General features: G+C 63.6%; 12 protein-coding genes. 2 read left to right on the top strand and 10 right to left on the bottom strand.

Annotated features, from left to right (window positions below; all coding sequences use genetic code 11):
• Nucleotides 1-59: 59 nt before the first annotated feature.
• From KEM63_RS10450 to KEM63_RS10405, 10 genes are all read right to left on the bottom strand, one after another.
• Nucleotides 60-1,838, bottom strand: coding sequence for a CocE/NonD family hydrolase (locus KEM63_RS10450; protein WP_223651411.1), 1,779 nt, complete (start codon nucleotides 1,836-1,838; stop codon nucleotides 60-62).
• Between the two features lie 204 nt (nucleotides 1,839-2,042).
• Nucleotides 2,043-2,390, bottom strand: a complete 348-nt coding sequence (locus KEM63_RS10445) for a thioredoxin family protein (protein ID WP_223651409.1) — start codon at nucleotides 2,388-2,390, stop codon at nucleotides 2,043-2,045.
• Between the two features lie 28 nt (nucleotides 2,391-2,418).
• Nucleotides 2,419-3,339 (bottom strand): CHAD domain-containing protein, encoded by a 921-nt coding sequence (locus KEM63_RS10440; RefSeq protein WP_223651407.1) that lies wholly within the window; start codon nucleotides 3,337-3,339, stop codon nucleotides 2,419-2,421.
• A 169-nt stretch (nucleotides 3,340-3,508) separates the two neighbouring features.
• Complete coding sequence (gene chrA / locus KEM63_RS10435) at nucleotides 3,509-4,699, bottom strand: chromate efflux transporter (RefSeq protein WP_223651405.1); 1,191 nt, start codon at nucleotides 4,697-4,699, stop codon at nucleotides 3,509-3,511.
• 93 nt (nucleotides 4,700-4,792) lie between these two features.
• Nucleotides 4,793-5,470: a DsbA family protein gene (locus tag KEM63_RS10430; RefSeq protein ID WP_223651403.1), complete on the bottom strand. Its 678-nt coding sequence runs from the start codon at nucleotides 5,468-5,470 to the stop codon at nucleotides 4,793-4,795.
• 68 nt (nucleotides 5,471-5,538) lie between these two features.
• A complete protein-coding gene (locus KEM63_RS10425) occupies nucleotides 5,539-5,907 on the bottom strand; it encodes a copper-binding protein (protein ID WP_223651401.1) in 369 nt (122 codons plus the stop codon).
• A complete protein-coding gene (locus KEM63_RS10420) occupies nucleotides 5,904-9,059 on the bottom strand; it encodes an efflux RND transporter permease subunit (protein ID WP_223651399.1) in 3,156 nt (1,051 codons plus the stop codon). Before KEM63_RS10420 ends, KEM63_RS10425 begins: the two co-directional genes overlap by 4 nt.
• Nucleotides 9,056-10,540, bottom strand: coding sequence for an efflux RND transporter periplasmic adaptor subunit (locus tag KEM63_RS10415; RefSeq protein WP_223651398.1), 1,485 nt, complete (start codon nucleotides 10,538-10,540; stop codon nucleotides 9,056-9,058). The genes KEM63_RS10420 and KEM63_RS10415 overlap by 4 nt, the downstream gene beginning before the upstream one ends.
• Nucleotides 10,537-11,787: a TolC family protein gene (locus KEM63_RS10410; RefSeq protein WP_223651396.1), complete on the bottom strand. Its 1,251-nt coding sequence runs from the start codon at nucleotides 11,785-11,787 to the stop codon at nucleotides 10,537-10,539. The genes KEM63_RS10415 and KEM63_RS10410 overlap by 4 nt, the downstream gene beginning before the upstream one ends.
• Before the next feature lie 103 nt (nucleotides 11,788-11,890).
• Nucleotides 11,891-12,253, bottom strand: a complete 363-nt coding sequence (locus KEM63_RS10405) for a hypothetical protein (RefSeq protein ID WP_223651394.1) — start codon at nucleotides 12,251-12,253, stop codon at nucleotides 11,891-11,893.
• Nucleotides 12,254-12,465: 212 nt separating this feature from the next.
• Here KEM63_RS10405 and KEM63_RS10400 point away from each other — a divergent pair, with 212 nt between their 5' ends.
• Together KEM63_RS10400 and KEM63_RS10395 are read left to right on the top strand one after the other, a co-directional pair.
• The gene (locus tag KEM63_RS10400; RefSeq protein WP_223651392.1) at nucleotides 12,466-13,470 is read left to right on the top strand and encodes a TerC family protein; all 1,005 of its coding nucleotides are present in this window, start codon (nucleotides 12,466-12,468) and stop codon (nucleotides 13,468-13,470) included.
• A gap of 58 nt (nucleotides 13,471-13,528) precedes the next feature.
• Complete coding sequence (locus tag KEM63_RS10395) at nucleotides 13,529-13,831, top strand: hypothetical protein (RefSeq protein ID WP_223651390.1); 303 nt, start codon at nucleotides 13,529-13,531, stop codon at nucleotides 13,829-13,831.
• Nucleotides 13,832-13,839: the final 8 nt, after the last annotated feature.

The following is a 13,839-nucleotide window of genomic DNA, read 5'->3' as shown; positions in this document are numbered from 1 at the left end:
CGCCCGTTGCAGGAGCACCGGCGACCCACCGTCTCCGAAGCCGGTGGGTCGGACGGGGTTCAGTGCAATGGCAACTGTACGTTGCCGGTCAGCTTGACCGCGCTGGGTACGCGCGAAAAACCCAGTGTGTACTGCGGATGGAAGCCGTAAAGCATCAGACCGACCTCATCGCCATAGCGCAGCTCGGTGCTCACACCGACCAGTTCGGTATCGCGCGCGCCGGTCCCGCGCAGCGGCAGGATCTGATCGCCCAACAGCTCAGGGCTCAGGCGGAAGCGACGCTTGACGCCCACCCCGACAAACACCCGGGGATCCAGTGCAGCGTCGCCTTCTATGGTCAGATTCGCCAACGGCAGGCCAGCCAGCACCTGATCACTGCTGGCTCGGTACAGCGGAACGAAGCGAGGAGCCGTGCCAAGATCGGCGAGCAGTGCCGGTGGTAGGGTTTCGACCATTTCGGTGAGGATCGCGGTAACGCGGTCCGGGTCGACCGTGACCAGCCCGGTCAGTGCGCTGGTAAGCAGGCTGGCAGTATCCGCTGACAGTAGGCTCAGGACGTCAGCCAACCTCGCAGGATCAAGCTTGCCTAACAGGTTCAGTATCACGTCAATCGACGGTGGGCCGACGAGCAGATTGCCGCTGTCCATCGATACCTCCATGCCGCCGGTAGGCATGTCGTCGGCGACTACACTCTTGCCATTGCCCTGGGTCAGGCAGACCCGGGGAATGTCCACATTGCGCTGCAGCTTGCGCAGTTTGGCGTCGAGAAAGTCGTAGGAGAGGTCGGCGATCCGGTAGCGGGTGTCGCCACACTGCACGTCGTTATATAGCCCACCCAGGTTCGTCAGCCCGCCACCTGAACCGTCCTGCAGCGCAGGCAGCACGTGCCCACCCTTGGTGACCAGCAGGTAGGCATCATTGCCGGCCTCACGCAGGCAGTTGAAGTTCCAGGTCGCCTCATTGGCGTTGAACAACGTGTCGTTGACGCCCTGAATGAACAGCGCATCGACAGCCGGTGTACCAGCGCCGTCGCTGCGGGGTTGGCAGTACGCGCCCAGGCCGTGGCCGGCCAGGCGCTGCGCCGCTGCCTCGCTGGCCGTGCCCGAGAGCGACTCGGCATAGGACTGAGTCACCCACGGCGCCTGATCCGTCGCGGCAACACCTGTGAGAAACGATAGCCATGCCGTTTTTGGTACGCCTTCCGGGGTCAGGCTGTATGACAGGTCGTGCCAGGTGATGACGGGCACCAGCGCGTCAAACCGCGCGTCCACGCTGGAGCCGACCAACTGGAAGCCGCCGCCATAGCTGACGCCCAGCCCCCCGACCAGGGGGTCGCCGCGTAGATATGCCAGATGCGGCGCGAGATTGGCTTCTGCCCAGTCGAGCATCGCCTGAATGTCGCGGCCCTCGACGTCCGGGTCCTGAACATTAGCCTGGCCGCCGCTGTCGCCAAAGCCGCGCTGATCGAAGGTCAGGACGAAGTAACCCGAGTCCCATGCCTTGCGCGCAGCTTCGGTCAATGCGTCAGTCTCGCTCAGATCCGTCGAGCGGCTGCCGCTCCAGCCGTGGCTATACATGAGTAGCGGTGCAGGTTGACCCTGCTCCAGCCGCGGCTGGTAGAGGGTCATCGCGATCTCGGTTCCATCGAACGAGGTAATGGTGATGTCGTACTTCTGTTGGGCGATGGCGGCTCCGCCGCCGCTGATCGCGCCGGCGATCGGCCGGTCGTTGCCTGCAGCGTTCGCGGGGAGAGTGATTGCGCCGGCCAGCGCAGCACTGGCGATTGCAAGGCTCAGGGCTGCGCCGCGAGCGGCACCGAGGAAGGGCTTGCGAGTCATGATTGGCACCTCATTGTTGTTCTTTTTTCGAAGTGATATGCGAGTGGATCACACTCGGGAGGCTCTGCCAGAGCCTGACTCTGAGAACGAAGCGGCGAGGGGGAAGTTCCGGCTCCGTTGGAGCACTGCCTTGGCGGCTGGGCCTGCGACCGCCTGGTCAGGCCCGTGCCAGACGGGCGGAAAACGAAAGCGCAATTAGAGCATTTACTCGACAGACGGGTCAGAGCCGCTGTCGATCCGGGCCATGGCCTTACGGACGTCTCCGGCCTCGCCTGGCCGCACCAGCCGATCGACCTCCTCACCGTCACGCATGAAGATCAGGGTGGGCCAGAGCTTCACCCGGAACGAGCGACCAAGGCGCCGGCCGGGGCCGTCCTCGATCTTCAGATGCTCGACGCCAGGGTGACCGTCGAAGGCGGCTGCGATAGCGTCCTGGGCGGCGCGGCAGTGCCCGCACCACGCGGTACCGAATTCGATAACGACCGGTCCTTTCCGCGCGTCGACAGCATCGCGAGTTGGCTCTTTGTCGGTGTAGGTGTGGTTCATTCCCATTGTCGATTCTCCTGTTTCAGGCCAGCGTTCAGCTTTTTGACGTCTGTGACCGCCGCTCTCGCCGGGTGAGCTGCCAATAACTTTCCCAGCGTTTACGCAGCGCCTTTGGCGACTCGGCATACAGCCGGCGCCCGAGCCGCAGCGCACGGCTTTGCAGAAACTCGCGTCGCTTGTCGATCGCCGCGCCGATGCGCTCACGTTGTGTCTCGTCGCCGAACAGGTCCGGTTGCTCTTCCATCAGCAGACAGAGCATGGCCAGGTCATGCTCGTCGCCAAGCATCTCCGACAGTTCCTTGAGCAAGGCGCAGCGCAGCTTGAAGTGTTCCGGCCAGCCAAGCAGCAACAGTCGGGTGTGGTACCAGTGATCCTTCACGCGCTTGCGCCATTCGTGAAGGTTGTGTGCGCTCGGGTCCTTCGCGGCTACGGAGAGCGCCTTGCGCCCGTCACGGTAGGTTCTTTGCAGACCGTCGACGTACAGATCGAACCCGCTGGGCTTCAAACTCCATTTGGCCATGTCTGCTTCGAGCGACTCGACTGCGGCAAGCGCTTCGACGATCGCGTCGTCCTCCGAGCCGCTCGCGGGGCTTGGTTTGCGCGAGGCCAGACGCTTGCGCACGGCTCGCAGTTGCGCCTGTTGAAACAGGTCGGTATCGGTTGCTGCCAGGGCATCCCAGCTTTCGACGATCGCGGTGACGTCTCGCGATGAAGACAGCAGGCGTGCCGCATCACGGATACGCTGGTTCTCCCGGTCAAAGTCCTTGCCGAGGGGTTTGCGCACCAGGCGCAGGACCGCACGCATCTCCTTGAAACGCTTGCGAGCCTGGTGGACGCCGCGGGCGCGCTCGCCCTTGGGCGCAGTGAGTGCAGAGCGTGCCTTCCCCAGGCGCTTGCTGACGACGCGGAGGATCTCCCTGGGTGCCTTGCGATCGGGACGAAGATGGTACGACATCACAACTCCTGACTTGATTGAGAGACGGTATTACCCGATACGTTAGCGTGTAGTGTGCCTGGTGCGCCGGGGGTGACCGTGTACTGAAAGCTCGGCCCAGTCTGTCGGGTCAATCCGTTTGGCAATCTGATCACCGTTAAAGTTGCTCTAACCGCTCTCGCCTGTGTGACTAAACGTACGCCGACGCCAGGGTGGCGACGAGCGCGCAAGCGATGACCAGGAACCAGGCTGGCACCTTCCAGAACACCAGAGCGATCAATGCCGCGACCGCCAGCGCAAAATGCTCAGGACGCTCGATGCTGCTGGTAAACACCGGATCATACAAAGCGGCCAGGAGTAGCCCGACAACCGCCGCGTTGATGCCGCTCAACGCCGCCTGCGCACGAGGATTGCCGCGCAAGGCCTGCCAGAATGGCAGCGCGGCGAACACCAGCAGAAACGACGGCAGGAAGACGGCCAGCAGGCAGAGCGTGGCGCCCAACCAGCCGTTGATGGCGGCCCCAAGAAAGGCGGAAAAGGTGAACAGCGGTCCCGGCACCGCCTGCGCGGCGCCGTACCCTGCCATGAAGGTTTCGCCGCCGACCCAGTCGGGCACTACCTCGGCTTGCAACAGTGGCAGTACAACATGCCCGCCGCCGAAGACCAGTGCGCCGGCGCGGTAGAATGCGTCGATCAGTTCTATCGCGCCGCCGGGCAGCGCTGCGGACAGCAGCGGCAGCACGAGCAGCAGCGCGGCGAACAGGCCTAGAAAGCGCAGCCCAGTGCGCCGGCCTATAGCGCAGGGCAAGGCGTCCTCTGCCGCAGCCTCAGCCGGTTTGAACAGCAGCAGGCCGAGGCAGCCTGCCGCGAGGATGACCGCCACCTGGCCCCAGGCATGGGGAATAAGCAGGACACCACCGGCCGCCAGTGCCATGAGCGTCACGCGGGGCCGGTCCGGACACAGCTTGCGCGCCATTTCCCATACGGCCTGGGCGACCACGGCCACTGCAGCGGTCTTCAAGCCCTGCAGTGCGCCGGCTGGCAGCAATTCCGGATGTCGGGCAATACCCAGCGCGAACAGCACCAGTGCGATGGCCGATGGCAGGGTAAAGCCGAGCCAGGCAGCCAGCGCACCGGCGTAGCCGGCTCGGGACAACCCGATGGCAATGCCGACCTGGCTGCTCGCCGGGCCCGGGAGGAACTGACAGAGCGCGACCAGATCGGCATAGCTGCGGTCACTGAACCAGGCTCGTCTGGAGACGAACTCTTCACGAAAATAACCAAGATGCGCAACCGGGCCTCCGAAGGAGGTCAGTCCCAGCCGCAGAAATATGCGAAAGACTGACCAGGGGCTGGTCGCAGACTGAATCGGGTCGGCCATCTCTCTGGATCCTTGACAGGTCTGGGCGCGCCACAGGCTAGCTGATGAATATGAACAACGCGCGATACCACCGTTGGCGTTACCGCGCTCGGGTCACTCTGCCGCTTCGGCGATCTTCTGCTCCACCAGCTCGCGTAGTGGTGCCGGGCCCAGTCGGCGCAATTGTGTGCCATTGACGAAGAACGTCGGGGTGCCGCGGATCCCTACCGCCTTGGCATCGCTCATGTCCATCTCGAGCACCGCGTCGATAGCGGAATCCATCATGTCCGAGCGTGCCTCCTCTACGTCCAGACCAGCGCGCTCTGCCGCATCCCAGGCAGCGATCACCTGCGGATCATCGTGCCAGGCCGGCTGGGCGGCGAGTACAGCGTCCAGCACGGGCTCGAACAGCTCCTGTCTGCGCGCCGTCTCAAGAATCCGCGACACCTCTTCCGAGCCGCGATGGAACAGCACGTAGCGCAATACCAGCTGCACGCTGTCGGGATAGTCCGCCAGGATGCGCTTCACTTCCGGATGAAAGGCCCGGCAGGCTTCGCATGACGGATCAAAGAACTCGACGATGGTCACCGGCGCCGTACGCGGGCCGATCGACGGCGAATGAAAGCGCGTGAGCTGGCCGCGGTCGGCGGCGTGAGATGAGGTTTCGGAGGGTGTCGGATGCGCTGCACGCTGCGGCACGTCAGGGGTGGCCCGGACGAAATAGTACACGGCAAGTGCGACGCTGATGAGGATCAACGCGGTGAAGCTGAGGACGATCGATTTGCGATTCATCGGTTCTGCTTTTCCTGTTCGGTTGACTGCGCCGGGCACCAAGGTGAGGACGCCCGGCGCAGAGACTGTTACTGCTTGGTAATCGAGATCACCGAATTGTTCATGCCTTTCGACGTGAATTCGAAGCGGATCTCGTCACCTTCCTGCACCTGATCGATGTGTTCAGCGGTCGCGTTGAAGCGCATGGTCATCGCCGGCCATTCCAGTTCCGGTACCGGAGCGTGGGCGATGGTCAGCATGCCCTTGTCCGGGTGAATCTTCTTCACGGTACCGGTAGTGGTGATCGGCTGCGCGGAGGCCTCGTCGTGATTCTCGCCATGCTGTTGAGCGTCATGGCCGGAGCCATGCTGCATCTCGGCGTGCTTGCCAGCCGTTGCGCTGGCAGCCAGCGCAAACGAGAAAGTCAGGGTAAGGCAGAATGAAAGCGTGTTTTTCATCGGGTCTCTCCAGAGGGGTTACTGACGGCTTGGGTCGAGCGGCGGCGCATCAGCAGGTAGGCCGCGGGTAAAACGAACAGGGACAGCAACGGGGCGGTGATCATGCCGCCCACCATGGGCGCGGCGATGCGACTCATGATTTCGCTGCCGGTGCCGCTGCCCCACAGAATGGGCAGAAGTCCGGCGATGATGGTCGCCACGGTCATGGCCTTCGGCCGGACGCGCTGCACGGCACCTTCGCGGATGGCGTCCAGCAATGCGCCGCGGTCGGTTGCGCCATCGCGTTGCCGCTCGGACCAGGCGTTGGTCAGATAGAGCAGCATGATCACGCCGAATTCGGCCGAGACGCCGGCCAGCGCAATGAAGCCGACGCCGGTGGCCACCGACAGGTTGAAGTCCAGCAGATACAGAAACCAGATCCCGCCGGTCAGAGCGAAGGGCAGGGTGGTCATGATGAGCAGCGCTTCGCCGACCCGTGCGAAGGTGAAATAGAGCAGCACGAAAATGATCAGCAGTGTCGCCGGTACCACCAGCATCAGGCGCTGATTGGCGCGCTCGAGGTACTCGAACTGTCCGGAGTAGCTGATGCTCATTCCCGGGGCCATCGACACATCGGCCTCGATCCGCTGCTGCAGCTCCTGCACCACCCCGGCTAGATCGCGACCCCGTACATCGATATACACCCAGCCAGTCAGCCGCGCGTTCTCACTCTTGAGCATCGGCGGGCCATCGCTGATTCCCACGTCGGCGACGGTACCGAGTGTGATCTGACTGCCCAGCGGCGTATAGATAGGCAGCGCCTGAAGCTCGGTCAGGGAATCTCGCCATTCTCGCGGATAGCGCAGGCTGATCGGATAGCGCGCGAGCCCTTCCACCGTCTCGCCAATGGTTTCCCCGCCAATCGCGCCGGCAACAATGGACTGCATGTCGGCGATGTTCAGGCCGTAGCGCGCAGCCGCGGCGCGATCAATGTCGACATCGATGTACCGTCCGCCGGTCATGCGTTCGGCGAGCGCCGACGTGATCCCCGGTACGGTCCTGGCTACCTGCTCGATCGCCTGCGTCGCCTCGTCGATCTGTGCCAGATCGGTGCCGTATACCTTCACACCGATCGGGCTCTTGATGCCGGTGGCGAGCATGTCGATGCGGTTGCGGATGGGTGGAATCCACAGATTGGCCAGCCCCGGCACCTGGACCGCGCGATCCAGTTCCTCGACCAGTTTCTCCGGCGTCATGCCCTCGCGCCACTGGTCACGAGGCTTGAACTGGATGGTCGTCTCGAACATCTCCAGCGGTGCGGGGTCGGTTGCGCTGTCGGCCCGGCCGGCCTTGCCGAATACCCGGGCCACCTCGGGGACGGTCCTGATCAATCGGTCGGTCTGTTGCAAGAGCTCGGAGGCTTTCTGCGCGGACAGGCCGGGCAGGGCAGTGGGCATGTACAGCAGATCGCCCTCATCCAGCGGCGGCAGGAATTCCCCACCGAGCTTGCTGGCCGGCCAGAGTCCGGTGAGAAATATCAGTACGGCGACCAGCAGCGTCACCCTGGGCCAGCGCAGCACCGCGTCGAGCAGCGGCTGATACACCTTGATCAGCCCGCGATTGAGTGGATTGCGATGCTCGTCGGGAATCCTTCCGCGGATCCAGTAGCCCATCAGTACCGGCACCAGCGTCACCGCCAGCCCCGCCGCGGCGGCCATGGCGTAGGTTTTGGTAAACGCCAGCGGACCGAACAGCCGACCCTCCTGGGCCTGCAAGGTGAACACCGGGATGAACGACAGCGTGATGATCAGCAGACAGAAGAACAGCGCAGGGCCGACTTCGACCGCTGCGTCGACGATCACCTTCCAGTGGGCATCTCCCTTGAGCTCGCTATCAGGATGGCGCCGGTGCCAGGCTTCGATGTGCTTGTGGGCATTCTCGATCATCACGATGGCGGCATCCACCATGGCGCCGATGGCGATGGCTATGCCGCCAAGCGACATGATGTTCGCGTTCACACCCTGGCGCTGCATGATGGCGAAGGCGATCAGGATGCCGACCGGCAACGACACAATGGCGACAAGCGATGAGCGCAGATGCCAGAGGAACAGGGCGCAGACCAGCCCGACCACCACGAATTCCTCCACCAGCTTGCGACTCAGGTTGCTCACTGCGCTGTCGATCAGCGTGCTGCGATCATAGGTGGTGACGATCTCCACGCCCTCCGGGAGCCGCTTCTGCAGCTCGTCCAGCCTGGCTTGCACGGCGCGTATGGTTTCCCGGGCATTCTTGCCGCTGCGCAGGATGACCACCCCGCCTACCACTTCGCCCTCGCCATCGAGTTCGGCGATGCCGCGGCGCATTTCGGGGCCTAGCTGAACGTGGGCGACGTCGCCAAGCGTTACCGGTACGCCACCGCGGTCCAGCCGCAGCGGAATCGCCCGGAAGTCGTCCAGCGATTGCAGATAGCCTGAGGCACGGACCATGAATTCGGTTTCGGCCAGTTCCAGTACGCTGCCGCCGGTCTCACGGTTGGCCTCGTCTATGGCCTGGGCGACCTGTTGCTGGGTGATGCCACGGCTGGCCATGCGGATGGGGTCGAGTACCACCTGATACTGCCTGACCATACCGCCGATCGGCGCGACTTCGGCAACGTTGGGCAGGGTCTTGAGCTCGTATTGCAGGAACCAGTCCTGTAGCGAGCGCAACTGTGACAGGTCGTGCGCGCCGGTGCGGTCGACGAGCGCGTACTGGTAGATCCAGCCGACCCCGGTGGCGTCGGGGCCGAGGGCGGGCCTCGCCGAATCGGGCAGGCGCGTCTGGACCTGACTCAGGTACTCCAGCACGCGTGAGCGGGCCCAGTACAGGTCGGTATCATCCTCGAACAGCACGTACACGTAGCTGTCGCCAAAAAACGAATACCCTCGCACCGTTTTTGCTCCGGGTACCGACAGCATGGTGGTAGTCAACGGGTAGGTGACCTGGTTTTCCACGATCTGCGGAGCCTGACCCGGGTAGGGCGTGCGAATGATCACCTGCACGTCGGACAGATCCGGCAGGGCGTCGACCGGGGTGTTCTGTATCGACCAGATGCCCCAGGCCACGGAAAACAGCGTAGCGAGCAGCACGAGAAACCGGTTGGCCACAGACCAGCGGATGATTGCCGCGATCATGGCTGGTGCTCCCCGTGGTTGTGCTGCTTATGCCCGTCTCCCGAAGCGCCGTTGGGCAGTTGCTCGATTCGCTCGATAGTCAGCCCGTCGTCGGACTCGCTCACCCCGACACGGACCCGATCACCTGGCTCGATGCCTTCCAGCAGCTGCATGTCGGCTACCGGAAACGGCATGGTCATGCCGGGCATGCCGAGCGTCTCGAACGGTCCGTGCTCGAGCCCCAGCATGTCGCCGTCGATACCGATCACCGTCCCTTCCGCTTCATGCAGGGCGGAGGGGCCGGGGTCTGCAGGTGCCGAGGACGCGCCAGGCGTCTGTGCCGTCAGCCCGCGAAGACTGGCTTCGGAGTCGAGCAGGAACTGACCGGATGCAACCACCTGCTGCCCGGATTCGAGGCCCTCGAGAATCTCGGTCCTGTCTCCGGATTCCCGACCAACGCGAACTTCCACAGGCCGAAAGCGGCCTTCACCCTCGGCCAGCATGACCAGATTGCGGCGTCCGGTACGGATGACTGCTTCGCTGGGAACCATCAGCGCAGTGGTTTCATCACTGCTCAGGCTGACTTCGGCGGTCATGCCGGGACGCAGGCGGCGCTCCGGATTGGGCAGCTCGGCCCTGACGCGTACGGTGCGGCTGTCGATGTTCGCGCTGGGCAATACAGCGGTGATGGTTCCTTCCAGATGCTCTCCGCGAAAAGCGGGAAGACGCGCGGTCACCGATTGTCCGGGGCGCAACTCGGCCACCTGCGCTTCCGGCACTGCCACCTCGAGCCAAACGGTGTCCAGGCCATTGATGCGCACCAGAGAATCACCCGCGGCAACGGTCATGCCTTCACGGACGTCGAGTTCCTGCACGACGCCGTCGATCGGGCTGGAAATGGTCCAGGTAGTGCTGGCGCGCCCGCTGCGTTCGAGCGCCTGAATCGTCTCGGCGGGCATGCCGACCAGACGGAGTCGCTGCCTCGCTGCGGCAAGCAGGTCGGGTACGTCGAGGTCGCGCAAGGCAAGGTACTCCTCCTGCGCGGTCGCCCATTCAGGGATGAATACGTCCACCAGAGGCGCGCCTTGCTCGATGATGTCATCAGGGGCGAGGTCATATACCCGCTCGACGAACCCGGCGCTGCGTGCCTGCACCTGCGCCACCTTGCGCTGATTGTATTCCAGCGTGCCGACCGCTTCGATCGACTGGCTGATGCGCTCTTCCTGCGCCGTCGCCAGCCGCATGCCGAGATTCTGCATGATGCCTGGATCAATGCTGATCGAGGCGCGATCACCGCCCTGATCTGCATAGCGCGGCACCAGATCCATGTCCATGAACGGCGACGGCCCCGGGGCGTCGAATTTCTGCTGCGGATACATGGGATCGTACCAATACAGCACTTCACGGTCCGAAGAGCCGTCCTGTTGTGCATGAACGGCAATGGCGAGCGTCATCACGGGCATCGCCATCAGTAACGCGAACCGACCGAGTCTGGAAGTCATGGGGTGTCTCCGAAGGCAAAGTGCAGGCGGGCACCACTCAGGGCGCGGTCGCGGGCCAGGTCAATGGCAAGCAGGCGTGTTTCCACACGCTGCGCGCGAGCCTCGATCACCGAGCGCAACTCGCCCCTGCCACTGCGATAGTCCGCCATGGCCAGCTGCACCTTCTGCGTTGCCAGCGGCAAGGCGGTTTGCTCCAGGCGGGCGACGCCGCGATCGAGTCGCTGGTACTCGGCGATCTCTTCGGCAAGCTCGCGCGCGTGCTGACGCAGCAGGTCCTCGCGCTGGGACTCTACCGTGGCCAACCGGGCGCGTTCGGCTTCGATGCGTGGGGTTTGCCGGGTGCCGGTGAACACGGGCAGGTCCATGCTGACGCTCAAGCTGATCATGTCGCCGAAGCCGCGCCCACGACGTTGATAGTCGACGCCCCAGGCCCAGTCCGGAGTCTTGTCCGCCACGGCTTCGGCGATGTCGGCTTCAGCGCGCCGCGTCATCGGGTCAAAGGCCTGCAGCTCCGGATGCCGCTGCAGGTTGTGTTGGTAGTGCTCAAGGTCATCGGCCCAGTGCGGCCAGTCCCCGGTCAAGGGTTGTCGCGCTGCATCGCCGATCCAGCGGTAAAGTTCCGCGCGGGCGGTTAGCTGGTCACGCTCGAGCAGGTCCTGCTGATCGGCAAGGTCGAGGGCTTCCTGGCGCGGGCCAACCCGGTCAGCTGACAGCCCCGCGCCGCCGGCAAGGCGTGCGTCGACCGCCCTGGCGAGTAGCTCGTTTTCGCGGTACAGCTCGCTGAAGAGATCGAGTTTCCGCTCGACTGCCAGCGTCATGATCCAGGCCTGGGCTGTCTGCTGCCTGACCTGCAGGCGGGTCAGACGCTGCTCGACATCGGCCAGCGACACCGCGGCTTCCGCGGCGTCCATGCGTGCCTGACGCTTGGCCCGGTTGGGTACTTCCTGCATCAATCCGAGCATCTGCATGGACATGGGCTCTGCGCCCATCTGCCAGCGGTCGTCGCCTTCGATCGGCAGGTTCTGCAGGCCCAGCCGCAGCTGCGGGTCAGGCAGCTCGCCCGCTGGAATAGCGGCGCTGCGTGCCGCAGTCAGATTGGCGCGCTGCGCCTGAAGCGCAGGCGCTTCGGCTTCGGCAAGTTGTAGCGCCTGCTCGAGGGTGAGCGCGACGCTCACACCCGGCAGTGCCAGCAGGCCTGCCAGCAGGACCGCGGCACAGATGCGGGCCCGGGGGGTTCGGCTTGTCATGATTGGATTCCGTCGCTATCCGCGCGCGACGGCCAATGCAGCCGGCACGCAATCGTCCAGCCGGCGCGTCAGTGCGCCGGCAGTCGTTCAGGCAGACAAGGAATCAGCTACGGGGAGGGTGCCAGAGCGGCTCGGGTAGCGGGAGCGGGAGAAAGCCGGCTTCCGCGATCAACGGGGGCAGGGCAGGCGTGAGCGCATGAGACTTGCCGAAGTGAAGCTGCAACAGGCCGCTCGTCTTGCACTCTTCACCGGAGTCACACACCAGTCCATTGCTGTCGTGATCGTTACAGGCAGCCATCACATGCTGCATGTCGGCGTCAGACATCATCGAATGCATGTCATGCGAGCTCATCGGAACCGGGTCGGGCGTGTACGATCCTGCCTGCATGAGCACCTGCGCCATCCCGTTGGCGGGAAGCGCAATGGTGAAAAACAGGGCAAGGAACAGCCGCATGGTCCGGTTCATTGGGCGACTCTACGACAGTCCGTCACACGTCGCAAGCGGCGACGCCTGCAGGTAACGCGGCTTTGACATAACTGGAAATGCTTTGCAGGGTCCAGGCTATTGCGCGCGTTGCGGCGGGTGATACTTTAGCGCCGTGAAGCCGGGCCCCTCTGGCGGTGTATACCGCGATGTCGGAATCACAGTCTGTTCAACTTGACTGTAAGGAGGGGCTCATGACCGCCCTAGAACCGTTTCTGCTCGCCGAGTTTCTCGGAACCGCCACCTGGTTGTGGCTTGTCTTTCTAGCTGTCGTTTTCTCTCTGCTGGCCTTCGATCTGGGTGTCTTGCATCGCGACGATCGGGAGATTGGCGTGCGTGAAAGTCTCTTGCTGTCTGCCGGCTACATCAGTGCCGGCCTGCTGTTCGGCCTCTGGGTATTCTTCCAGAAGGGCAGCGATGCGAGCATGGATTACCTCACCGGCTTTCTCATCGAAAAATCCCTGTCGATGGACAACGTCTTCGTCATGGCGCTGATCTTCAGCTTCCTGGCGATTCCGCGGCAGTATCAGCACAAGGTGTTGTTCTGGGGAATCATGGGCGTGATCGTGCTGCGCGCGCTGATGATCGGCCTGGGCGCAGCATTGATCCACGAATTCAGCTGGATTCTCTATGTCTTTGGTGCCTTCCTCGCTGCGACCGGTGTGAAGATGCTGTTCGCCAAGGTCGACGACCACCCCGACCTGGAGAAGAACGCCTTCGTGAAGTTCCTGCGCAGGCATTTGCGCGTAACCGATCGCTTGCACGCACAGCGGTTCCTCGTAAGGCAGCCTGACGCAAGCGGCAAGAACGTGCTGTGGGTGACGCCGTTGTTCCTGGCGCTGATCCTGATCGAGTGTGCCGACCTGGTATTCGCGGTGGACAGCGTGCCGGCGATCTTCGCCATCACCCAGGACCCGTTCATCGTCTACACCTCGAACATTTTCGCCATCCTCGGTCTGCGTGCTTTGTACTTCGCTCTGGCAGCCATGATTCACCGCTTCGCCTATCTGAAGTACGCGCTGGCTCTGGTGCTGGTGTTCATCGGCTCGAAGATCTTCCTGGTCGGCATCATCGGCAAGATCCCCTCGAGCATATCGCTCGGCGTGACGCTGGGTCTGTTGATCGGTGGCGTGCTGGTATCGCTGTACAAGACCCGCGGCGCGGCTCCGATAGCCATCGAAGTGAAAGCCGACGTTTGACCGTGAAAGGGAGGCCGCGCAGGCCTCCCGATCAGGACCCCCATCTGGAGATACACACATGAATGTTCCCACTCGCAATGCCGCCTTGCTGACCCTTGGCCTCGCACTGGCTGCCTTGACCGGCTGTGACGCCGCAGAGGAATCGGCGCAAAAGCTCGTGGACGAAACGGTAGAGAAAAGTACCGAGCTGGCGCGACAGTTGGTCAGTGAGGCGGTTGGCGACACCGTCGAGCAACTGAACGAGCAGTTGGACGACGCCCAGAAGAGCGTCAACGAAACCCTTGGCAAGCCCGCGGACGACGAGCCGAGCGGAGACCAGGCAGCTGACGACGCTGCGAATGAGGAGGAAAACCGAGGCTGACCCTTTCG

Source organism: Halopseudomonas nanhaiensis, from assembly GCF_020025155.1.
Lineage (GTDB): Bacteria > Pseudomonadota > Gammaproteobacteria > Pseudomonadales > Pseudomonadaceae > Halopseudomonas > Halopseudomonas nanhaiensis.
This window is presented reverse-complemented; position numbering and strand designations above follow the sequence as displayed.

Bases quoted from the DNA above. Each gene is read 5' to 3' on its own strand.
- KEM63_RS10450 (WP_223651411.1), bottom strand. From the start codon at position 1,838: ATGACTCGCAAGCCCTTCCTCGGTGCCGCTCGCGGCGCAGCCCTGAGC.
- KEM63_RS10445 (WP_223651409.1), bottom strand. From the start codon at position 2,390: ATGGGAATGAACCACACCTACACCGACAAAGAGCCAACTCGCGATGCT.
- KEM63_RS10440 (WP_223651407.1), bottom strand. From the start codon at position 3,339: ATGTCGTACCATCTTCGTCCCGATCGCAAGGCACCCAGGGAGATCCTC.
- chrA (WP_223651405.1), bottom strand. From the start codon at position 4,699: ATGGCCGACCCGATTCAGTCTGCGACCAGCCCCTGGTCAGTCTTTCGC.
- KEM63_RS10430 (WP_223651403.1), bottom strand. From the start codon at position 5,470: ATGAATCGCAAATCGATCGTCCTCAGCTTCACCGCGTTGATCCTCATC.
- KEM63_RS10425 (WP_223651401.1), bottom strand. From the start codon at position 5,907: ATGAAAAACACGCTTTCATTCTGCCTTACCCTGACTTTCTCGTTTGCG.
- KEM63_RS10420 (WP_223651399.1), bottom strand. From the start codon at position 9,059: ATGATCGCGGCAATCATCCGCTGGTCTGTGGCCAACCGGTTTCTCGTG.
- KEM63_RS10415 (WP_223651398.1), bottom strand. From the start codon at position 10,540: ATGACTTCCAGACTCGGTCGGTTCGCGTTACTGATGGCGATGCCCGTG.
- KEM63_RS10410 (WP_223651396.1), bottom strand. From the start codon at position 11,787: ATGACAAGCCGAACCCCCCGGGCCCGCATCTGTGCCGCGGTCCTGCTG.
- KEM63_RS10405 (WP_223651394.1), bottom strand. From the start codon at position 12,253: ATGAACCGGACCATGCGGCTGTTCCTTGCCCTGTTTTTCACCATTGCG.
- KEM63_RS10400 (WP_223651392.1), top strand. From the start codon at position 12,466: ATGACCGCCCTAGAACCGTTTCTGCTCGCCGAGTTTCTCGGAACCGCC.
- KEM63_RS10395 (WP_223651390.1), top strand. From the start codon at position 13,529: ATGAATGTTCCCACTCGCAATGCCGCCTTGCTGACCCTTGGCCTCGCA.